Below are 21,031 nucleotides of genomic sequence, written 5' to 3' on the forward strand. Positions count from 1 at the left end.
GCACTCCCATGGCGCTCACCCCCACCAAGGACGACAAGTTCTCGTTCGGTCTCTGGACCGTCGGGTACAACGGCACCGACCCGTTCGGCGGCCCGACCCGCGCGCCGCTCGACGTCGTGCACGTGGTCGAGAAGCTCACGGAGCTCGGCGCCTACGGCCTGACGTTCCACGACGACGACCTGTTCGCCTTCGGCTCGACGGACGCCGAGCGCCAGACCCAGATCGACCGCCTGAAGCAGGCACTCGCCGACACGGGCCTGACCGTGCCGATGGTCACCACGAACCTGTTCAGCGCCCCGGTCTTCAAGGACGGCGGCTTCACGTCGAACGACCGCCAGGTGCGCCGCTTCGCGCTGCGCAAGGTGCTGCGCAACATCGACCTCGCGGCCGAGCTGGGCGCCAAGACGTTCGTGATGTGGGGCGGCCGCGAGGGCGCCGAGTACGACTCCGCGAAGGACATCCGCGCCGCGCTCGAGCGCTACCGCGAGGCCGTCAACCTGCTGGGCGACTACGTCACCGACAAGGGCTACGACATCCGCTTCGCGATCGAGCCGAAGCCGAACGAGCCGCGCGGCGACATCCTGCTGCCGACGCTCGGTCACGCGATCGCGTTCATCGACTCGCTCGAGCGCCCCGAGCTCGTGGGCCTGAACCCCGAGGTGGGCCACGAGCAGATGGCGGGCCTGAACTTCGCGGCCGGCATCGCGCAGGCGCTGTACCACGGCAAGCTCTTCCACATCGACCTCAACGGTCAGCGCGGCATCAAGTACGACCAGGACCTGGTGTTCGGCCACGGCGACCTGCACAACGCGTTCGCGCTCGTCGACCTGCTCGAGAACGGCGGCCCCGGCGGCGTGCCCGCCTACGACGGCCCGCGTCACTTCGACTACAAGCCCAGCCGCACCGAGGACGAGACCGGCGTGTGGGACTCCGTCACGGCGAACATGCGCACGTACCTGCTGCTCAAGGAGCGCGCGGCCGCGTTCCGCGCCGACCCCGAGGTGCAGGAGGCGCTGAAGGCCGCCAAGGTGCTCGAGCTCGCCGAGCCCACGCTGGGCGAGGGCGAGTCGTACGACGACCTGCTGGCCGACCGCTCGGCGTTCGAGGACTTCGACGCAGACGCGTACCTCGGCGGCAAGGGCTTCGGCTTCGTGCGCCTGCAGCAGCTGGCGACCGAGCACCTGCTCGGCGCGCGCTGAGCCCAGCCCTCGGACGTTGACTGGTCCTGGGGGACGAGACCGGTGTCGGGAAGACCAGTCTCTTCGCCCGGAACCAGTCTCGTCACGGATACATCGGAAAGGACGGCGATGACCCTCGTCGCGGGAGTCGACTCGTCGACGCAGAGCTGCAAGGTCGTGGTCCGGGACCTCGGCACGGGCGCCGTCGTGCGCTCGGGCCGGGCGTCCCACCCGGACGGCACCGAGGTCGATCCCGCGGCGTGGTGGGACGCGCTGCGGGAGGCGCTCGACGCCGCCGGCGGGCTCGGCGATGTGGCGGCGATCTCGATCGGCGGCCAGCAGCACGGCACGGTCGCGCTCGACGCCGAGGGTCGCGTGATCCGGCCCGCGCTCCTGTGGAACGACACCCGCTCGGCCGACGCGGCCGCCGCGCTGCGGGACGAGGTCGGGGCGGACGCGTTCGCGCGCCGCACCGGCGTCGTGCCGGTCGCGTCGTTCACGGCCACGAAGCTGCGCTGGCTCGCCGACGCCGAGCCCGAGAACGCCGCGCGCGTGGCGGCCGTCGCGCTTCCCCACGACTGGCTGACGTGGCGTCTGCGGGGCTACGGCCCCGCGGACGAGTCGCCGCTCGGCCCCGTGCTCGAGGAGCTCGTGACCGACCGCTCCGACGCGAGCGGCACCGCGTACTTCGACGGCGAGAGCGGCGCGTACGACCGCGAGCTGCTGTCGCTCGCGCTGCGCCGCGACGCCGCCGACGTCGTCCTGCCGCGCGTGCTCGGCCCGTCCGAGTCCGTCGCGGGCGGGGCGGGATCCCTCGCCGACGGACTGGTGATCGGCCCGGGCTGCGGAGACAACGCGGGGGCGGCCCTCGGCCTCGGGGCGGCCACGGGCGACGTCGCGGTGTCGATCGGGACCTCGGGGACGGTGTTCGCCGTGACCGACGCCCCGGTCCGGGACGCGAGCGGGACGGTCGCGGGCTTCGCCGACGCGTCCGGCGCCTTCCTGCCGCTGATCGCCACGCTCAACGCCGCGCGCGTGCTGGACGGCATCGCGAAGCTGCTCGGCGTGGACCACGACGAGCTGGGCCGACTGGCCCTGTCGGCGCAGCCTGGGGCCGGCGGCCTCGTGCTGCAGCCGTACTTCGAGGGCGAGCGCACGCCGAACCTGCCGGACGCGACCGCGACGCTGTTCGGGATGACGCTCGCCTCCACCACCCGCGAGAACCTCGCCCGCGCCGCGATCGAGGGGATGCTGTGCGGCCTGGCCGACGGGCTCGACGCGGTGCGCGCGCACGGCGTCGGGGCCGACCGCATCCTGCTCGTCGGCGGCGCGGCCCAGAACCCGGCCGTCGCGGCGATCGCCGCGCAGGTGTTCGACGCACCGGTCGTGGTGCCCGAGCCCGGCGAGTACGTCGCGGCGGGGGCCGCCGTTCAGGCGGCGTGGGCGCTGACCGGCGAGCGCCCGTCGTGGCCGGTGTCCCTCTCGGCGGAGCCCGCTCCGGACACCCGCGCGGTGATCCGCGAGCAGTACGCCGCGCGCCGCTGACCGCCTCGGTCCTCCGCCCGCGGGGCCGCCGGACAGGTCAGACGGCGTCGGCGGTCTCTCGGATGCTTTCGCTCACCCGGTCGACGAAGCGCGCGTAGTCGTCGGGGCCGTCCTGCGCGACCACCGCCCGCAGCACGACCTCGTCGACCACGTCGGCGTAGCGCTCGACGCGGCCGGGAAGGCCGTCGGGCAGGATGACCGTGTCCATGGGCGCGAGCCCCAGCCGTGCGAAGTTGGCGGCGTACGACGGGATCGACTCGTAGCGCGCCGCCTCGTGCTCGAGACGCGGGACCGCGTCGTCCTCCACCGCGGTGCGGACGTAGAGCACGACGCGGCCGGCGCCGTCGCTCGCGCGGTGCTCGGACGCCTCCTCCGCGGCCGCGCAGGGCGTCAGCCAGTTGAGCAGGACCCCGTCCGCGCGATCGGCGGCAAGCCGGCGCATGCGGGGGCCGAGCGCGCCGACCACGATGTCGCCCACGCCGCCCTGCCGCAGCTCGTCCACCGCGTCGCGGACGAGGCCGAGCGCGCCGCTCCGCGCGGCGCCGGAGCCGATGCCGAGCACGAGCCGGTCGGCGGGGATGTCCAGCCTGGCGAGGTCCGCCAGCAGCTGGGGCGCCGGGCGCCGGTCGACCGCGATCACGCCGGTCGCGACCCGGAGGCGGGACGTGACCGCCGCGGCCGCCGCCGAAACCTCCAGCGCATCGGCACCCGGGGTGTCGTTCACCCAGAGGGCTCCGAAGCCGGCCTGCTCGATCGCCGGGGCGATGCGGCGGGCGACCTCCGGCCCGACGGCGGCGGCGATGCCGATGGATACGCGCTGCTCTTCCATGTCCCCGATCCTGCCCGGTGTCCGCGGGCGGGTCTAGCGTGGGGGCGTGACGAGGGATCTCTCGGGCGTCGACGCCCGACGCATGCGCCACGCCGCCCAGCTGCTCGGCGGCTCCGACCTCTCGCCCGCCGAGGTGGTGGCTCGCGGCGTCGCGCTGCAGGGCCAGGACCTGCCGGCCGTGCTGCGCGCGATCGCCATCCGCTCCCGGCCGGGCACGACGCTCGACGACGTGCGGGCGGCGTTCGACACGGGGCGGCTCGTGCGCTCGTGGCCGATGCGCGGCACGCTGTTCGCGACGACGCCGCGCCACCTGGCGGCGATCCTGCACCACACGGCGGACCGCGTGCAGCGCTCAGCGACCCGGCGCCGCGCCGAGCTGGGCCTCGACGACACCACGATCGACCGGGCGCGCGGCATCCTGCGCGACGCCCTGCAGGAGCGGCCGCGCACGCGCGCGGAGGCGGTCGCCCTGTGGGAGGCGGCGGGCATCCCCGCCGGCGGGGGACGCGGGTACCACCTGCTGTTCCATCTCGCGATCGACGGCCTGATGCACTGGGGGCCGTTCGCGGGCGCTCAGCAGCAGCTGGTCCTCCCTCCCGCGATCGAGACGCATCCGGACGACCTCGTCGGCGTCCTGCGGGGGTACATCCTGTCGCACGGGCCGGTGACACCGGACGACGCCGCCTGGTGGCTCAAGCTGCCCAAGACGCAGGTGCGCCGGGAGGCCGCGCGCATCGCGGATCTCGTCGAGGTGACGGTCGAGGGCGCCCCCGCCTGGGTGATCGGCGACCCTCCCGTGCCGGGGCCCTCGGGCGTGACGCTCACGGCGGGCTTCGACGAGTGGATCCTCGGCTACGCCGACCGCTCCCTGGTCGCGACGCCCGAGGTGCTGGCGGCGCTGGTGCCGGGCGGCAACGGCATCTTCCGCCCCACCGTCCTGGTCGACGGCGTGGCCGTCGGGACGTGGCGGCTGCCGCCCGCGCGGTCCGCCTCGGCGCCGCGCGTGCCCCTCCTGGATCTGGTCGCACCGGTCGACGCGGCCACCCGGCGCGCCATCGACGACGCGCTCGCGACCTGGCCTCACGGCTGAGCTCGGCGCCCCGCGGATCAGGGAAGCACGGACTCCCCGATGGGCCCGGGGTTGTACGCGACCTCCCAGCGATAGCCGTCGGGGTCGGCGATGTAGCCGGTGTACCCGCCCCAGGAGCGGCGGACGGGCTCGGAGACGAGGGTGGCCCCGGCCGCGCGCGCCTCGGCGATGACCGCGTCGACCTCCGACTCGCTCGCGACGTTGTGGGCGAGCGTGATGGGCGCGACGCCGTCGGCCTTCATGGGCCCGAGCTCGGCCTCCGCGTGCGCGCGGTCCCAGAGCGAGAGCATCAGCTTGTCGCCCACCCGGAGCATCAGCACCTCGCCCTCGACATGCAGCTCCTCGTGCCATCCCAGCCGGTCGACGTAGAAGGCCCGGCTGGCCTCGACGTCGTCGACCACGAGCGTGATGAAGCTGATGCGCTGTTCCATCTCCGCATGCTCCCACGCGGGCGGGACATCCGGTAGCGGCGGCCCCGCGAACGCGACGAGGCCCAGGAGCGCTCGGCTCCGGGGCCTCGCCGGCGGGTTCAGGCCGCCGCGGGCATGCGGGCGGCGGCGACCGTCAGCGCGCCGTCCCTGACGTCCACCGTCACGCGACCGCCGTCCGCCAGGTCGCCCGAGACGAACAGGTCGGCGATGCGGTCGTCCACCTCGCGCTGGATCAGGCGGCGCAGCGGCCGGGCGCCGTATTCGGGCTCGTAGCCGCGCTCGGTCAGCCAGTCGACGGCGGCCGCCGAGACCTCGATCGACACCTCGCGGCCCGCGAGGCGATCGCGCGTGGCGCCCAGCATGAGGTCGACGATGCGACGCAGCTGGGGCCGGTCGAGCTTGCGGAACAGCACGATCTCGTCGATCCGGTTCAGGAACTCCGGTCGCATCGACTCGCGCAGGCGGCCCATGACCCGGGCGCGCAGGTCCTCGTCGTCGAACTCGCGTCCGCCCGTCGTGAACCCGATGGCGCCCGCGCGCGAGGCGAGGAACTCCGAGCCGAGGTTCGACGTCATCACGACGACCGTGTTGCGGAAGTCGACCGTGCGACCCTGGCCGTCCGTGAGGCGTCCGTCGTCGAGCACCTGCAGCAGCAGGTTGAACACGTCGGGGTGCGCCTTCTCGATCTCGTCGAACAGCACGATCGAGTACGGGTTGCGGCGCACGCGCTCCGTCAGCTGCCCGGCCTCGTCGTAGCCGACGTAGCCGGGAGGGGCGCCCACAAGGCGGGCGACCGTGTGACGCTCGCCGAACTCGCTCATGTCGAACCGGATGATCGCGCCCTCGTCGTCGAACAGGCTCGCCGCGAGCGCCTTGGCCAGCTCGGTCTTGCCGACGCCGGTCGGCCCCAGGAACAGGAACGAGCCGACGGGGCGCCGCGCGTCGCCCATGCCGGTGCGGCTGCGGCGCACGGCCTTCGCGACCGCGGTCACCGCGTCGTCCTGCCCGATCACGCGCCGGTGCAGCTCGTCCTCGAGCGCGGCGAGGCGCTCGCGCTCGGTCTCCGTCAGGCGCGAGGCGGGGATGCCCGTGGCGCGGCTCACGACCGCGGCGATCTCGGCCTCGTCCACGACCGCCCGCGTGCCGCCCTGGCCGGACGCCTCGTCGATCCGGTGCTGGACCTCGGCGATCTCATCGCGCAGGCGCAGCGCCTCCTCGTAGCGCTCGGCGGCCACCGCGGCGTTCTTCTCGGCCTCGAGCGTGGCGAGCTTCTCCATGAGCGCGCTCACGTCGGTCGGGGCGCCCAGACGCAGCCGAAGGCGCGCACCGGCCTGGTCGATCAGGTCGATCGCCTTGTCCGGCAGCACGCGCTCCGTGAGGTAGCGGTCGCCGAGCTCGACGGCCGCGCGCAGAGCCTCGTCGGTGTAGCTCACGCGGTGGTGCTCCTCGTACGCCGGGCGCAGGCCGCGCAGGATCTCGATCGCGTCCTCGATCGAGGGCTCCCCCACGCGCACCGGCTGGAAACGGCGCTCGAGCGCGGCGTCCTTCTCGATCGTGCGGTACTCCTTCAGCGTCGTCGCGCCGACGAGGTGCAGCTCGCCGCGCGCGAGGCGGGGCTTCAGGATGTTGCCCGCGTCCATGGCGCCCTCGCCGCCGCCCCCGGCGCCGACGACCGTGTGGATCTCATCGACGAACAGGATGATCTCGTCGCGCTGCTCGGCGACCTCCTCCATCGTCTTGGTCAGGCGCTCCTCGAAGTCGCCGCGGTAGCGCGTGCCGGCGAGCATGGCGGGGAGGTCGAGCGCGATCACGCGCTTGCCCCGCAGCTGCACGGGCACTTCGCCCGCGACGATCGCGCGCGCCAGGCCCTCCACGATCGCGGTCTTGCCGACGCCGGCCTCGCCGACGAGCACGGGGTTGTTCTTGGTGCGGCGCGACAGGATCTCGATCGTCTGCTCGATCTCGGATGCGCGGCCGATCACGGGGTCGAGGAGCCCGTCCCGGGCGCGCGCCGTGAGGTCGGTGCCGTAGGTGTCGAGCATGCCGCCCGGCTGCCGCGGCTCCGGGGTCTCCGTGCGGGTCTCGGTCTCGCCGGCCGCGATCGCCTCGCGCATCCCCTGCGTGAGGGCCTCCGCGGTGATCCCGGCCGCGGTCAGGATCTGGCCGGCCGGGGTGTCCTGCGCCAGCACGAGCGCGAAGAAGACGTGCTCGGGGTCGATGTACGTCGATCCCGACGCCCGGGCCACCTGGAACGCGTGGAACAGCGCGCGCTGCACGGCGGGCGTCACGACGGCGGCTTCGGCGTCGGCCGCCTCGCCGGCGGCCGGCAGTCGCATCTCCGCCGCGGAGGCCACCGCCGAGGGGTCGGCGCCGATGCGCGTGACGGCCGACGCGACCGTGGGGTCCTCGATCAGCACGCGCAGCACGTGGAGCGCGTCGAGCTCGTGCTGGCCGCGCTCGAGGGCGTAGCGCCCGGCGCGCTGCAGCAGCTCTTGCGTGCGCGCGCTGAGGTAGCGGGCCAGGTCGAGCGACCGCGCGGCACGGGCGCGCTCGCCCTGCAGGTAGCGGGCGAGGAACTCGTCGAAGGCGCTCGGGCCGCCCAGAGGGAACGTGTTGTCGGGCATCGCGGATCTCCTCGATGGACGTGAAGTTGCGTGATGTCGTATCAAGCCTAAGAACTTGAGCCGACTGATATCAACTTCAACCACGGTCACCCCGGGTTATTCCCGGCGCCGCTCTGCCGGCTTGGCCTAGCCTGGGCTCGTGCGCGAGTTCTGGCGGGGTGTGAAGACGCTCGTCGACGGCTTCCGATGGTGGCGCCGCAGACCCGGCGTCATGGCGGCGGGCCTCGTCCCGGCAGCGATCGTCGGGGCGCTGCTGACCGGCGCGCTCGTCGCCCTGGGATTCGCGCTTGCCGGCTTCGTCGAGCTGATCACGCCGTTCGCCGACGGCTGGGGCGAGGCGTGGGCCGGGCTCTTCCGCACGGTGATCGGGATCGCGCTGTTCGGCGGCGCGGTCGTGCTCTCGATCGCGACGTTCACCGCGCTCACCCTCGTGGTGGGCGAGTCGTTCTACGACCGGATCTGGCGCTCGGTCGAGCGGGAGATCGGCGGCGCGGTGCCCGAGACGCCATACGGCTTCCTCGCCTCGGTCGCCGACGGCCTGGGGCTGTTCGGGAAGGGCGTGCTCGCCGCACTGGGCGCGGGCGCTGTGGCCCTCGTGCCGGTCGTCGGCGGCCCCGCGGGCGCCGTCGTGGGCGCACTGCTCAACGGCCGCGTGCTGGCCGACGAACTCGCCTCTCACGGGCTCACCGCGCGGGGCCTCGACGCCTCGGCCCGCGCGCGCCTGCTGCGCGCGCACCGCGCCCGCGTGTTGGGCTTCGGGGTCGCGGTGCACGTGTGCTTCCTCGTGCCGCTCGCCGCCATCGTGGTGATGCCCGCAGCCGTCGCCGGCGCCGCGCTCCTCGCGCGCCACGTCGCCGGCGAGGCGACCACGCTCCCCTCACCGCGCCGCGCCTGATCGACACCACCTTCAGAAGGGCGGCGGGTCTGAGCCGAAGTCGGGGCGGGCGATCTCCGCGGACGCTTCGAATCGGACGACCGGGGTGGGTTTGTGTTTGTAGGCCCTGCCGGTGGGACTGATGACTTCCATGACGCCGCCGGGCCCGTGGCGGAAGTTCCAGTTCGAGTTGTGTTTGAGGACGTGGTGGGCGCGGCAGAGGTTGGCGAGGTTGCGGACGGTGGTGGGGCCGCCGTGGGAGTACGGGATGNCGGAAGTTCCAGTTCGAGTTGTGTTTGAGGACGTGGTGGGCGCGGCAGAGGTTGGCGAGGTTGCGGACGGTGGTGGGGCCGCCGTGGGAGTACGGGATGGTGTGGTCGTCCTCGCAGCGGATGGCGGGTTGCCGGCAGCCGGGGAAGCGGCAGTGCTCGTCCCGGGCGATGAGGAAGCGCCGCTGCGCTTTCGTGGGCGTGTAGGTGTCGACNCAGCGGATGGCGGGTTGCCGGCAGCCGGGGAAGCGGCAGTGCTCGTCCCGGGCGATGAGGAAGCGCCGCTGCGCTTTCGTGGGCGTGTAGGTGTCGACGGTCTTCAGGCACCCGGTGTCGGGGTCGGTGAACAGGCGCGTCCATCTGGCGGCCTCCCCTGCGAGGCGGCGGGCCGCTTCGGCGGGGATGGGGCCGTACCCGGCGAGGAACGCGGACTCCTCACCGACACCGGTGAGGGTCTGCCACGGGACGGTGACCTGAACGGTGGCGGTGATCTTCGTGAGGGCGTCGCCGCCGTGCTGGTCGATCAAATCCGCGGTCGGGAGACCGGCGAGGGCGATCTCGGCTCGTGAGGGCGTCGCCGCCGTGCTGGTCGATCAAATCCGCGGTCGGGAGACCGGCGAGGGCGATCTCGGCGAACACGTCCGCCCGGATCTGATCCAACGTCCGCTCGTCGGTCTCATCCTTGGTGCGGTGGATCGTGCGCGCCATCTGAGTGGCCCGGTCGTGCATCGCGTACACCGTCACCGCCGGACCGATGTAGGTCAACTCGCCCATGCCGTCCGGAAGCGGTGCCGCTCTCACCCCACGCTCGGCCATGGCCTCCTCGTGCCGCTCCTCCAACGGCAACGGCTCGATGTCATCCGCGAGCTTCCGCGCCAGCGAGCCCAGCTGCCCCGCGGTGAGCTTCACCGCTCGCGGCAGGATGATCTGCTCGAACAGCTGGGCGTAGCCCGCCAGCGCCGGCCCNGTGCCGCTCCTCCAACGGCAACGGCTCGATGTCATCCGCGAGCTTCCGCGCCAGCGAGCCCAGCTGCCCCGCGGTGAGCTTCACCGCTCGCGGCAGGATGATCCGCTCGAACTCCGCCCGGGAGTCGTCATCCTCGAGACGACTGCCGGCGTCGACGATCGCGCGGACATGGGCCTCGCTGATCCGGCCCTCCTCGAACAGTGCGAACGTGGCCGGGAACCCGTCCACCAGGTCCACCGCCCACTCCATCCGGGCCCGGATCGTGCGGTCTGACATCCGCCCGGCGACCGCGAACTCGGCGGCCATGGACCTCAGCGGGTGCTCGAACTCCGAACATCCGGGCCCGGATCGTGCGGTCTGACATCCGCCCGGCGACCGCGAACTCGGCGGCCATGGACCTCAGCGGGTGCTCGAACTCCGAACCCGTCCCACCCCGGCGGGTCTGGGCTTCGGCGATCGCGCGGCCCTCGGCGAGGATCCGCGCCTGCCGGGCATGRGCCTGGGCGATGATGACCTGCTGCTCCAGGTAATCGTCGACGAGCTCTGACGTGCGGGCGCGTTCGGCCGGGGTGGGAGCCCACCGGGTCGAAGTCGCCTGTGTCGTCATGGCCCGATTCTCCTCCGGGCCACCGACATTCACCGGGCCGGAAAGCGCAGATCAGCGATTCAAACCGAATCTGTGGAGAAGTCCTCCGGGCGGTGCCCTGTGGACGAGCGGTGGGCCGGTCGGCAGGGAGGGTTCGGACACGTTTCGACTCCGGCGCTGGCGCGCCTCTGCTCAACGACCACAGGGTGGGGGCGGCGCTGGCGCGCCTCCGCTCAACGACCGGAGGCCACGGGCCGAGCGGGTCAGCGACCGGAGGGGTCCGGGGACTCGCGGTGGGCGGATCGTGCGGCGGCCAGGAGCAGCCCGATTCCGAGCAGCGCGGGGGCGGCGAGCAGGAGGGCCGTGCCCACCTGCGGGTACGGTCCCGTGACGGCGCCGACCGCGACGGCCAGGATGAGCAGCTGCGTCACGATGCCCCCCGATCGGCCCCATGAGCGCGCCGCCCAGACGGCGCCGGCGAACGCGGCCACCGCCACGGCGCCGATCACGGTGAGGACGATCAGCGCGATCGCGCTCGACGCCGCCATGGTGTCGTCGCCCAGCAGGGCGACCACCTGCCAGCCCGCGAGCGCCAGGAGACCCACGGTCTCGATCGCGAGAAGGGTGCCCGCCGCACGGGCGATGGGGAACCTCATGCGGCCGCTCCTGTCGTCATCCGGTCGGGTTCGCACACCTCGGAGGGACCCATTTCGCCGAAAACCCTTGATTTCGGATTCCAACTGTATGACGATTGTTAACGGCTTGTTTCCCACGGCGTGGTGGGTCGCGAGATCAGACTCGCGACATGGCCAGCGTATCCGAACCCGGGGTGCGCTTTCCCGATTCCCCCGAGCGTGCCCGTTGCTCGGAAACCCACCACCCCTGCGAGGAGCTCCCACCATGGATTGGCGCGACAAGGCTGCCTGTCTCACCGTCGACCCCGAACTGTTCTTCCCGGTCGGCAACACCGGCCCGGCGGTCGACCAGATCGAGAAGGCGAAGTCGGTCTGCGCCCGCTGCACGGTCACCGAGGTGTGCCTGCAGTACGCACTCGAGACCGGTCAGGACTCGGGCGTCTGGGGCGGCCTGAGCGAGGACGAGCGCCGCGCCCTCAAGCGCCGCGCCGCGCGAGCACGCCGCGCCGGCTGATCTGCATCACAGCGCACCACACAGCACACACAGCAGCGAGAGGCGCCCCGCCGGATCCGGAGGGGCGCCTCTCGCTTGTCCGCGTCAGCGCTTGATCCAGCGCAGCGGGATGTCGATGACGACCTCGGTCCCCGAGGCCGCCGGCTCGCCGTCCGCCGCCGCGTCGCCATCGGCGGACGCGCCGCCGAGCGTGTGCCACTCGATGGATCCGCTCAGCTCGCCCTGGATGAGCGTGCGCACGATCTGCGTGCCGAGACCGCGCCCGACCGTGCCCTCGGGGAGGCCGCTGCCGGTGTCGCGGACGCGCACGAGGAGCTTCTCGTCGTCGCGCTCGGCGATGATCTCGACCTTGCCCTCCTGGCCCTTCAGGCCGTGCTCGACCGCGTTGGTGACGAGCTCGGTGAGGGCCAGCGCGAGGGGCGTCGCGTACTCGCTGGGCAGCACGCCGAACTTGCCGACCGAGTGGGTGTGGGCGAGCGTGTTGGGAGCCGCGGCGACCTCGGCGACGAGCCGCAGCACGCGGTCGAAGACCTGATCGAAGTCCACGTTCTGCGACAGACCCTCCGAGAGCGTGTCGTGCACGACAGCGATGGCCGCCACGCGCTGCATCGCCTGCGTGAGGGACTCCCGCGCCTCCTCCGACTTGGTGCGGCGCGCCTGGATGCGCAGCAGCGACGCCACGGTCTGCAGGTTGTTCTTGACCCGGTGGTGGATCTCGCGGATCGTCGCGTCCTTGGTGAGGAGCTCCTGCTCCTGGTGGCGGAGCTCCGTGACGTCGCGGCACAGCACGATGGCGCCGGTGCGGTGGCCGCGGTCGCGCAGCGGGATCGCCCGCAGCGACACCGTGACCCCGCGGGCCTCGATGTCCGTGCGCCACGGCGCGCGCCCGGTCACGACGACCGGCAGCGACTCGTCCGTGTCGCGCGAGGCGGGCAGGATGCGGCTGGTCACCTCGGCGAGCGACTCGCCCTCGAGCTCGTCCGCGAATCCGACGCGGTTGAAGGCCGACAGCGCGTTCGGACTCGCGAACGTCACGACGCCGTCCACGTCGAGCCGGATGAGGCCGTCGGCCGCGCGCGGCGCACCGCGGCGCGGGCCGGTCGGGGCCGACAGGTCCGGGAAGTCGCCGTTCGAGATCATCCGGAAGATGTCGTCGGCGCACTCGTTGAAGGTGATCTGCTGCCGCGAGGGGGCGCGCACGTCACCGAGGTTGGTGTGCCGCGTGAGCACGCCGAGCACGCTCGACGACCCCTCGGCCTTGCGCACGATCGGCACCGCGCGCACGCGCGTCGGCGTCTCCTCGAACCACTCGGGCGACGACGAGTCGATGATGTCGGACGCGTGGAACGCCTCGCGCACCTGCGCCTGCCACTGCGGGCGGATGCGCTCCCCCACGATGTCGCGGTAGAAGAGCGTCGCCGAGCCGCCGGGGCGGGTGTGGGCCACCGCGACGAACGAGTCGTCGCTCGTGGGAACCCACATCACGATGTCGGCGAACGACAGGTCCGCGAGCAGCTGTCCGTCGCCGGCCACGCGATGCAGCCATTCGACATCCGCCTCGGTCGCGATGCCCTGGGCGAAGACGAGATCACTGAGGGTCGACACGGATACAGCCTATTGGTCGCCGCCCGGCCCGACCGACGCTGCGGCGCTCGAGGCGCCGCGTCGCAGGCCCCGGCGGCGCTCCCGCGCGATCGCCGGCTCACCGGGACGGGCGACCGCGGCCTGCGTCCCCGCCGCGAGGCGCCGGACGGCCTGCGCGAGCGACGAGCGCGGGCTGACCTCCGCGACCGGCCGCGCAGCGAGCAGGGCGGCGTCGGCGGCGCGGCGGTCGTCGGGCACGAACGCGACGTCCGCGATCCCGGAAAACCGCTCGAGCGCGCGCCTCACCTGCCCGCGCGGGTCGAGACCCAGCGGGCCGGACCGGAGCCGGTTGACCACGACGCGCGTCGGCGTCTGCCCGATGACCTGCCGGAGCTCGGCGTGGCCGCGCACGAAGCGGGACAGTCCGATGGGATCGCCGGCGGCCACGGCCACGACCTGATCGGCCGCGTTCAGCACCGCGAGCGTCGCCGCGTTCCGTCGCGGCCCGTCGAGGTCGCTCACGATCTCCTCGTCGGCCTCGAGCGATGCGCCCACGTCGACCACGACCACGTCGGCCCATTCGCGCATCACGGCCAGCGCCGCGGTCACCCGCGACGCGGAGAGCTCGGGCCAGCGCGAGACGCGGTTGATGCCGGTCAGCACGTCCACCCGCCCGTCCGGGTCGCCCAGCGGCACGCTGACGCGCAGCAGCTCGCCAGCGTCGAGCAGGCCGTGCTCGGCCTGCCGGCACGCCGCCGCGAACCCAGGGCTCTCGTCCGCCAGGCCCAGCGCGACGGCGATGGACGGGGCGTGGCTGTCGGCGTCCACGAGCGCGACATGGTCGCCGCCGCGCGCCAGCGCGCACGCCAGCTCGATCGCGATCGTGGTGCGGCCGGGCGCGCCCTCCGGGCCCCACACCGCGATGATCCGGCCCGTCGGGCGCACCCGCTCCCCGCCGTCGGCCGCCGGCGCCGGCAGGGCGTTCTCGATCGCGGCCGCGATCGCCCAGCCCGGCGCGTCGGGCGGGAGCGGCGCGGCGAGACCGAACGCCGTTGCCGCTCGCAGGTCCCCGGGACGCTCGGCCAGCAGCACGATGCGCACCCCGAGCCGATCGCAGGTCGACACGAGCGCCGCGGTGAGCTCGCCGCGGTCCGCCGACAGCACCAGGGCGTCGGCCCCGTTCAGGAGCTGGGCGGCACCGGAGCGCCGGTCCGCCGCCGCCGAGAGCGCACCCGGCTCGAGCAGCGCCGGCACCGTCACGCCCTCGTCGCGCAGCTCCTCCGCGATCCGGTCGCCGTCGTCGGCAGCGACGAGCGCGATCATCCGCCCGGCTCCTGGTCGTCCCCTCCCGGCTCCGGATCCGGCGCGTCGTCGTCCGCGGCCGGCCCCTCGGCCCGGTCCGGGGCGGGATCGGGCACCGCGCCGCCCGCCGTGGGAACGGCCGAGAGCACGGCCCCGGCCGCGACCGCCGCGAGCACGTCGGCCACACGGGAGCGCTCGATCACCAGCTCGAGCGAGGCTCCGCCGGCGGCCATCACGCCGTCGTCGCGCGTGATCCGGGCAACGACGGCGTCGGCGACCAGGATCCGCGGCTCTGCGAAGACGCCCGGATCGGCGGGGTCGGCGGCGGGGGTCTCCCACAGCTCGACCAGCGCGCCCCGGTCCAGCCCGGCGGGCACGTCGACCGAGCTCTGCACCACGACCGAGGTGCGGTCGCTGAGCTCCGACTCCCCGACACCCGCCGCGGGGACGAGCTCGCCCACCTCGATCGTGCGCAGCGCCACCAGCCCCTCCCCGAGCGCGTCGGGAGCGAGATATGCGTCGCGCGCCTGCCCGAGGGCGACGTCGACCACCGTGACGTCGGCCGCTGTGACGGGCTGGCCCGGCACGAGCGTGTCGGCCGCGGCCAGCACCGAGACGGTCTGGCGGGAGGCCGCCACCACGAACCACACGCCGGCGGTCGACGCCGCCACCAGGAGGACCCCGATCAGGAAGCGCGCGTCCGCCCAGAAGGCGCGACGGCCGGGCCTCGCGGGGGCGGCGTGCCGTCCGCTGCCGGGGTGGCCGATGCTGCTGCTCATGGGGTCATCGTGGCAAATCCGCGTCACGGTCCCCGAGACTTGTCCACAGGCCCCGATTCGCCCTCACACCCGGATGCCCGGGCACCCATAATGGGGGCATGGTCGAGGATGTCGCACGCCGTCACGTGCCGCCCGCGCAGGTCGCGGAGCTGCTCGGAATCGACGTCGACGAGGTGATCGCCCTGGTCGAGGAGGGGCGCCTGCGCGGCACCCGCCTCGGCACCCCCGCGCGCTGGCGGATCGAGCACGACAGCGTCGCGGAGTACCTCGACGCCCAGGTGGAGGAGGCGCGGCGCATGGCTCTGTGGCGCCAGTCGAACGCCGCGAGCTTCCCCGAGCTCTGGGGCACGCGGGGCTGAGCCCGCGCAGAGACCCGGGCCCCCGCCGCGGCGTCAGACCACCGGCACGCCCGCCGACGCATCGATCCGCACCCAGGACACCGCGCCGAGCGGAATCATCCGGTACCCGCGCACGTCCGCGGCCCGCCGCGGTGCGCCCGCGTCGTGCAGGGCCAGGTCGATGTGGTCCGATCCGACCCGGTCGATCGTCCCGGTCAGCATGCGCTCGGGCCCGGTGCCGACCGCCACGCCGATCCTGCGCCGGGCCAGGTCGCGGAGCGCGAGGCCGAACGTGACCCGTTCCGCGAGCCGGTCGCCGCGCTCGGCCGGGCGCGCGCAGCGCAGCAGGTGGCCGTGGCTCGCCTGGACCGCGCGGATCGCGGCGAGCGGCACGAGCAGCAGGCGGCGGCCTCCGTCGGCCTCGGGAGCGGCGAGCCAGTCGGCTCCGACCGCTGTGATGCGCGCCTCCAGCGACTCCCCTCCCGCGAGCTCCAGCGTGACGGCGTCCTCGCCGTCGTGAGCGAGGCCCGCGAGTCGCGTGCGCAGGTCGACCCGCGCCAGGCGCAGCCGCTCGGCTTCGGACTCGAGGGCCGCCCGCTCGGCCTCCCACTCGGCCGCCAGCTGGTCCTCGAGGTCGTCGAAGAATCGCTCCCATCGCACGAGCGTGAGCGTAGGCCAGCGGGCGCGCCGGCACCCACGGCTGTCCACAGCCCGGCGCCCGCAGACCTCTCCACGGACATACCTGCCGCCTCGGTGCCCCGTGCGACGCAGTGCTGGACTGGCGACTCGCCACGCACCGAGAAGAGGGGGTCTCGATGTCCCAGCCACTGCCGTCCGTGCCGCCCGGGCCAGCCGGGCGTCGCCCCACCGACCGGCCCCTGCGCAGCCTCGCCGACGTCGAGGAGCACTTCGCCCCGCAGCGCACGCCGAGCCAGAGCCTCCCCGACCCCGAGCCCCTGCTCACCGCGCTGACGCGGGGCGTGCTCGAGGTGCTGGCCGGGGTGCGCGAGCCGGAGCAGATGGCGCGGTGGCTCACGGACGAGCCGTACCGGTCGCTCGTCACGCGCGCCGGGATGGCCGTCCGGGCGCGCAGTGCGCGCCACACGCCCGTGAGACGCCCCGTCTACGCCATCCGCTCGATCCACCACTCGTCGCCCGCGGACGGCGTGGTCGAGGGCGTGGTGATCGTCGAGACGCCCCAGCGCACCCGCGCGGTCGCCATGCGCCTCGAGGGCATCGACCGCCGCTGGCGCGCGACGAGCCTCTCGATCCTGTAAGCCCGTTCAGGCCGCGGGGCCTACTGCTTGTACGAGCTCAGGAAGTTGCCCAGCCGCTCGATCGCCTCGCCCAGCACGCGCGCCTCGGGCAGCGTGACGATGCGCAGGTGATCGGGCGTCGGCCAGTTGAAGCCCGTGCCCTGGACGAGCAGGATGTGCTCGGCCACCAGGAGGTCGTAGACGAGCTTGGCGTCGTCCCGGATGTCGTGCACCTCGGGGTCGAGGCGCGGGAACGCGTAGAGCGCCCCCTCGGGCTTCACGCACGTCACGCCCGGGATCTCGCTGAGCTTCTGCCACGCCACGTCGCGCTGCTCGTGCAGGCGCCCGCTGGGCGCGATCAGCGCCTCGATCGACTGCACGCCGGTGAGCGCCGCGAGCACGGCGTGCTGCGCGGGCACGTTCGGGCACAGGCGCGTGGAGGCGAGCAGCGTGATGCCCTCGATGAAGCCCTTGGCGTGATCCTGCGGGCCCGTGATCACCATCCAGCCCGAGCGATAGCCGGCCACCCGATAGGTCTTGGACAGGCCGTTGAACGTCAGGCACAGCAGGTCGGGGGCGACCGTGGCCGTGGGGATGTGCTCCACCCCGTCGTACAGGATCCGGTCGTAGATCTCGTCGCTGAGCAGCAGGAGCGAGTGCTCGCGGGCGATGTCCGCGATGCCCTCGAGCACCTCGCGCGAGTACACGGCGCCGGTCGGGTTGTTGGGGTTGATGATCACGATCGCCTTGGTGCGCTCGGTGATCTTCGAGCGGATGTCGTCGAGATCCGGCTGCCAGCCGTTCTGCTCGTCGCACAGGTAGTGCACGGGCGTGCCGCCGGACAGGCTCGTCATGGCGGTCCACAGCGGGTAGTCGGGCGCCGGGATGAGCACCTCGTCGCCCAAGTCGAGCAGCGCCTGCATGGTCATCGTGATGAGCTCGGACACGCCGTTGCCCAGGTACACGTTCTCGGGGTCCACGCGCGGGAAGCCCGGGGTGTCCTCGTAGCGGCTGACGATCGCGCGCCGGGCCGCGAGGATGCCGCGGCTCTCGCTGTAGCCGTGCGCCGTGGGCACCGCCGCGATCATGTCGCGCACGATCTGGTACGGGGCCTCGAAGCCGAACACGGCGGGGTTGCCGGTGTTGAGCTTCAGGACCGTGTGGCCTGCCGCCTCGAGCCGAGCCGCCTCGTCCAGGGCCGCGCCCCGGATCTCGTAGAGGACGTTCTTCAGCTTCGAGGACTGGTCCAGCGGGCGCAGCCGGCCCTTGCCGGGGGCGCTGGACGGGACAGGGATGGTCATCGCCCCAGGATACGGCCGGGCCGACCGGTCCACGCGCCGAGGCGTGGACCGGTCGGCCCGGCCGGAGAGATTCCCCGAGGTGCTACTTCCTCTTCTTCTGCGCGCGGCGCTGCTCGCGGTTCAGCGGCGCTTCGTCGGCCTGCGCGGCGTCCGCCGCGTGCCCGAACGCGCTTGCCCCCGGGCCCGCCTGGGGCGCCGTCGCCTCCGTCGCCTGCGCGGCCCGCCGCACGCGGTCCGTCGCTGCCTTCTGCACCTGGCCGCGGTCGTTGCGCACCTCGACCTCGCCCGCGTCGTTCGGAGCCGAGTACTCCAGCTGCGTGTCCGCGGGGTGCTCCGACAGGCCCTTGGCCTCGACCTCGGCCTGCTCGCCCTCGCCCACGCGGCGCACCTGCACCTCGAGGTTGAAGAGGTAGCCGACGGCCTCCTCCTTGATCTGGCCCATCATGGCCTGGAACATCGAGTAGCCCTCGCGCTGGTACTCGATGAGCGGATCGCGCTGCGCCATCGCGCGCAGGCCGATGCCGTCCTTGAGGTAGTCCATCTCGTACAGGTGGTCGCGCCAGCGGCGGTCGAGCACCTGCAGCACGACGCGGCGCTCGAGCTCGCGCATCGCGGACGCGCCGAGCTGCTCCTCGCGCTTGGCATAGGCGATCCGGGCGTCGCTCAGCAGCTCGCGCTTGAGCGCGTCCGCCGTGATGCCGCCCTTGCGGCCGCCGGCCTCGGCCACGACCTCGTCGATCGTCACGCCGACCGGGTACAGGGTCTTCAGCTCGCTCCACAGGGCGTCGAAGTCCCAGCTCTCGTTGTGCCCGCCCGACGTGTGCTCGTCGATGACGGCGGTGATCGCGTCCTCGATGAAGTGCTGCACGCGGTCGGCGATGTCGTCGCCGTGCAGGATGTGCCGGCGATCCGAGTAGATCGCCTCGCGCTGACGGTTGAGCACGTCGTCGTACTTGAGGACGTTCTTGCGCGCCTCGGCGTTGCGCGACTCGATCGCGGCCTGTGCGCTCTTGATGAGGTTGGAGACCAGGCGCGACTCGATCGCGACGTCGTCCGGCAGGTCCGTGCGCGCCAGCAGCGCGTCGGCGGCGCCGGACTGGAAGCGGCGCATCAGGTCGTCCTCGAGCGACAGGTAGAAGCGGCTCTCGCCCGGGTCGCCCTGACGGCCGGCGCGACCGCGCAGCTGGTTGTCGATGCGGCGCGACTCGTGGCGCTCGGTGCCGAGCACATACAGGCCGCCGACCTCGACGACCTTCTCGGCCTCGGCCGACACCTCGGCGCGGACGCGGTCGAACACGACGTTCCACTCGGCGTCGTACTCCTCCGGGTCGGTGCCGGCCGGGTCGAGGCCCTTGGCCTTCATCTCCTGCACCGCGAGGAACTCGGCGTTGCCGCCGAGCATGATGTCGGTGCCTCGGCCGGCCATGTTGGTCGCGACCGTGACGGCGCCGAGCTTGCCCGCGCGGGCGACGATCTCGGCCTCGCGCGCGTGGTTCTTCGCGTTCAGGACCTCGTGGCGGATGCCCTTCTTGGCCAGCAGGCGCGAGAGGTGCTCGCTCTTCTCGACGCTCACGGTGCCGACCAGCACGGGCTGGCCCTTCTCGTGGCGCTCGGCGATGTCCTCCACGACCTGCGCGAACTTGCCCGCCTCGTTGCGGTAGACGAGGTCGCGCTGGTCCACGCGGATCATGGGCTTGTTCGTCGGGATCGGGATCACGCCGAGCTTGTAGGTCGACATGAACTCGCCGGCCTCGGTCTCGGCCGTGCCGGTCATGCCCGAGAGCTTCTCGTACAGGCGGAAGTAGTTCTGCAGCGTGACCGTGGCGAGCGTCTGGTTCTCGGCCTTGACCGGCACGCCCTCCTTGGCCTCGATCGCCTGGTGGATGCCCTCGTTGTAGCGGCGGCCGACCAGGATGCGCCCGGTGTGCTCGTCGACGATCATGACCTCGTCGTTCATGACGACGTAGTCCTGGTCGCGCTTGAACAGCGCGAGCGCCTTGATCGAGTTGTTCAGGAACGAGATGAGCGGGGTGTTCGCCGACTCGTACAGGTTGTCGATGCCGAGGTAGTCCTCGACCTTCTCGATGCCCGCCTCGAGCACGCCGACCGTGCGCTTCTTGATGTCGACCTCGTAGTCGACGCCCTCCTCGAGCGTGCGGGCGATCTTCGCGAACTCCACGAACCAGCGGTTCGCCTCGCCCGACGACGGGCCCGAGATGATGAGCGGCGTGCGCGCCTCGTCGATCAGGATCGAGTCGACCTCGTCGACGATCGCGTAGAAGTGGCCGCGCTGAACGAGGTCCTCCTTGCGCCACGCCATGTTGTCGCGCAGGTAGTCGAAGCCGAACTCGTTGTTGGTGCCGTACGTGATGTCGGCGTTGTACTGCTCGCGGCGCACGGCCGGGGTCTGGCCCGACACGATGACGCCGGTGCTCATGCCGAGGGCGCGGTACACGCGGCCCATCAGCTCGGCCTGGTACGAGGCGAGGAAGTCGTTGACCGTGATGACGTGCACGCCCTTGCCTGCGATCGCGTTCAGGTAGGCGGGCAGGGTCGCGACGAGGGTCTTGCCCTCACCGGTCTTCATCTCGGCGATGTTGCCGAGGTGCAGCGCCGCGCCGCCCATGATCTGGACGTCGTACGGGCGCATGCCGAGCGTGCGCTTGGCGGCCTCGCGCACGGCCGCGAACGCCTCCGGCATCAGCTGGTCGAGGGTCTCGCCCGCCTCGAAGCGGGCGCGCAGCTCGGCGGTCTCGCCGCGCAGCTCCTCGTCGGTCAGCTGCGTGTAGTCCTCCTCGAGGGCGCCGACGGCGGCGACCACCTGCTGGAGGCGCCGGCGGACGCGTCCCTCTCCGGCGCGGAGCAGCTTCTCGAAGGGGTTGGCCACGTGACATCTCCTCGTTCGTGCGGCATCGCGCTCCAGGATGGG

At 72.9% G+C, this 21,031-nt stretch carries 19 protein-coding genes and 3 pseudogenes; 8 read left to right on the top strand and 14 right to left on the bottom strand.

Annotated elements, in window-relative coordinates:
- Positions 1–8: 8 nt before the first annotated feature.
- Both xylA and xylB read left to right on the top strand, forming a co-directional pair.
- Positions 9–1,199 carry a xylose isomerase gene (gene xylA / locus ASD19_RS06755; protein ID WP_055990131.1) on the top strand — a complete coding sequence of 397 codons (1,191 nt, stop codon included), beginning with the start codon at positions 9–11 and terminating at the stop codon, positions 1,197–1,199.
- Positions 1,200–1,307: 108 nt separating this feature from the next.
- Positions 1,308–2,723 carry a xylulokinase gene (xylB, locus tag ASD19_RS06760; RefSeq protein WP_055990134.1) on the top strand — a complete coding sequence of 472 codons (1,416 nt, stop codon included), beginning with the start codon at positions 1,308–1,310 and terminating at the stop codon, positions 2,721–2,723.
- A gap of 37 nt (positions 2,724–2,760) precedes the next feature.
- Here the strand turns inward: xylB and ASD19_RS06765 are convergent, their stop codons facing one another.
- On the bottom strand, positions 2,761–3,552 hold the full coding sequence (locus ASD19_RS06765; RefSeq protein ID WP_055990137.1) for an LLM class flavin-dependent oxidoreductase: 792 nt from the start codon (positions 3,550–3,552) through the stop codon (positions 2,761–2,763).
- A gap of 46 nt (positions 3,553–3,598) precedes the next feature.
- Here ASD19_RS06765 and ASD19_RS06770 point away from each other — a divergent pair, with 46 nt between their 5' ends.
- Positions 3,599–4,642: a winged helix DNA-binding domain-containing protein gene (locus ASD19_RS06770; protein ID WP_134746379.1), complete on the top strand. Its 1,044-nt coding sequence runs from the start codon at positions 3,599–3,601 to the stop codon at positions 4,640–4,642.
- Between the two features lie 17 nt (positions 4,643–4,659).
- On the opposite strand, the gene ASD19_RS06775 is transcribed toward ASD19_RS06770, so the two are convergent.
- Together ASD19_RS06775 and ASD19_RS06780 are read right to left on the bottom strand one after the other, a co-directional pair.
- On the bottom strand, positions 4,660–5,073 hold the full coding sequence (locus tag ASD19_RS06775) for a VOC family protein (protein WP_055990142.1): 414 nt from the start codon (positions 5,071–5,073) through the stop codon (positions 4,660–4,662).
- Positions 5,074–5,171: 98 nt separating this feature from the next.
- Positions 5,172–7,697, bottom strand: coding sequence for an ATP-dependent Clp protease ATP-binding subunit (locus ASD19_RS06780; RefSeq protein WP_055990145.1), 2,526 nt, complete (start codon positions 7,695–7,697; stop codon positions 5,172–5,174).
- Between the two features lie 139 nt (positions 7,698–7,836).
- On the opposite strand from ASD19_RS06780, the gene ASD19_RS14790 reads away from it, so the two are divergent.
- Positions 7,837–8,592, top strand: a complete 756-nt coding sequence (locus tag ASD19_RS14790; RefSeq protein WP_055990148.1) for an EI24 domain-containing protein — start codon at positions 7,837–7,839, stop codon at positions 8,590–8,592.
- Between the two features lie 251 nt (positions 8,593–8,843).
- Here ASD19_RS14790 and ASD19_RS15005 read toward each other — a convergent pair.
- From ASD19_RS15005 to ASD19_RS15020, 4 genes and pseudogenes are all read right to left on the bottom strand, one after another.
- Positions 8,844–9,013, bottom strand: a pseudogene (locus tag ASD19_RS15005) (HNH endonuclease signature motif containing protein); the annotation flags it as partial.
- 43 nt (positions 9,014–9,056) lie between these two features.
- Positions 9,057–9,367 (bottom strand): annotated as a pseudogene (locus ASD19_RS15010) (DUF222 domain-containing protein); the annotation flags it as partial.
- Positions 9,276–9,656, bottom strand: coding sequence for a hypothetical protein (locus tag ASD19_RS15015; RefSeq protein WP_442922524.1), 381 nt, complete (start codon positions 9,654–9,656; stop codon positions 9,276–9,278). The gene ASD19_RS15015 and the pseudogene ASD19_RS15010, both read right to left, overlap by 92 nt.
- Before the next feature lie 151 nt (positions 9,657–9,807).
- Positions 9,808–10,122, bottom strand: a pseudogene (locus tag ASD19_RS15020) (DUF222 domain-containing protein); the annotation flags it as partial.
- Between the two features lie 91 nt (positions 10,123–10,213).
- On the opposite strand from ASD19_RS15020, the gene ASD19_RS14340 reads away from it, so the two are divergent.
- The gene (locus ASD19_RS14340; protein WP_156377129.1) at positions 10,214–10,354 is read left to right on the top strand and encodes a hypothetical protein; all 141 of its coding nucleotides are present in this window, start codon (positions 10,214–10,216) and stop codon (positions 10,352–10,354) included.
- Positions 10,355–10,656: 302 nt separating this feature from the next.
- On the opposite strand, the gene ASD19_RS06800 is transcribed toward ASD19_RS14340, so the two are convergent.
- Positions 10,657–11,049 (bottom strand): hypothetical protein, encoded by a 393-nt coding sequence (locus tag ASD19_RS06800; protein WP_055990156.1) that lies wholly within the window; start codon positions 11,047–11,049, stop codon positions 10,657–10,659.
- Between the two features lie 244 nt (positions 11,050–11,293).
- Between ASD19_RS06800 and ASD19_RS06805 the strand changes: the two genes are divergently transcribed.
- Positions 11,294–11,542 carry a WhiB family transcriptional regulator gene (locus tag ASD19_RS06805; protein ID WP_029152980.1) on the top strand — a complete coding sequence of 83 codons (249 nt, stop codon included), beginning with the start codon at positions 11,294–11,296 and terminating at the stop codon, positions 11,540–11,542.
- An 84-nt stretch (positions 11,543–11,626) separates the two neighbouring features.
- On the opposite strand, the gene ASD19_RS06810 is transcribed toward ASD19_RS06805, so the two are convergent.
- The 3 genes from ASD19_RS06810 to ASD19_RS06820 are packed head-to-tail and all read right to left on the bottom strand — an operon-like array spanning position 11,627 to position 15,207.
- A complete protein-coding gene (locus ASD19_RS06810; protein WP_055990158.1) occupies positions 11,627–13,147 on the bottom strand; it encodes a sensor histidine kinase in 1,521 nt (506 codons plus the stop codon).
- A 9-nt stretch (positions 13,148–13,156) separates the two neighbouring features.
- The gene (locus tag ASD19_RS06815) at positions 13,157–14,449 is read right to left on the bottom strand and encodes an AAA family ATPase (protein WP_055990160.1); all 1,293 of its coding nucleotides are present in this window, start codon (positions 14,447–14,449) and stop codon (positions 13,157–13,159) included.
- Entirely contained in the window at positions 14,446–15,207 is a 762-nt protein-coding gene (locus ASD19_RS06820; protein ID WP_200941078.1) for an SAF domain-containing protein, read from the bottom strand. The genes ASD19_RS06815 and ASD19_RS06820 overlap by 4 nt, the downstream gene beginning before the upstream one ends.
- A 98-nt stretch (positions 15,208–15,305) precedes the next feature.
- Here ASD19_RS06820 and ASD19_RS06825 point away from each other — a divergent pair, with 98 nt between their 5' ends.
- Positions 15,306–15,566, top strand: coding sequence for a helix-turn-helix domain-containing protein (locus ASD19_RS06825; RefSeq protein ID WP_055990163.1), 261 nt, complete (start codon positions 15,306–15,308; stop codon positions 15,564–15,566).
- Between the two features lie 33 nt (positions 15,567–15,599).
- Here ASD19_RS06825 and ASD19_RS06830 read toward each other — a convergent pair whose 3' ends face one another.
- The gene (locus ASD19_RS06830; RefSeq protein ID WP_055990166.1) at positions 15,600–16,205 is read right to left on the bottom strand and encodes a hypothetical protein; all 606 of its coding nucleotides are present in this window, start codon (positions 16,203–16,205) and stop codon (positions 15,600–15,602) included.
- A gap of 155 nt (positions 16,206–16,360) precedes the next feature.
- Between ASD19_RS06830 and ASD19_RS06835 the strand changes: the two genes are divergently transcribed.
- Positions 16,361–16,822, top strand: a complete 462-nt coding sequence (locus ASD19_RS06835) for an Rv3235 family protein (protein WP_235562986.1) — start codon at positions 16,361–16,363, stop codon at positions 16,820–16,822.
- A gap of 20 nt (positions 16,823–16,842) precedes the next feature.
- Here the strand turns inward: ASD19_RS06835 and ASD19_RS06840 are convergent, their stop codons facing one another.
- Positions 16,843–18,102, bottom strand: a complete 1,260-nt coding sequence (locus tag ASD19_RS06840) for a pyridoxal phosphate-dependent aminotransferase (RefSeq protein WP_055990169.1) — start codon at positions 18,100–18,102, stop codon at positions 16,843–16,845.
- Positions 18,103–18,184: 82 nt separating this feature from the next.
- Positions 18,185–20,989 carry a preprotein translocase subunit SecA gene (gene secA / locus ASD19_RS06845; protein ID WP_055990172.1) on the bottom strand — a complete coding sequence of 935 codons (2,805 nt, stop codon included), beginning with the start codon at positions 20,987–20,989 and terminating at the stop codon, positions 18,185–18,187.
- Positions 20,990–21,031: the final 42 nt, after the last annotated feature.

The organism is Microbacterium sp. Root53, assembly GCF_001426925.1.
Lineage (GTDB): Bacteria > Actinomycetota > Actinomycetes > Actinomycetales > Microbacteriaceae > Microbacterium.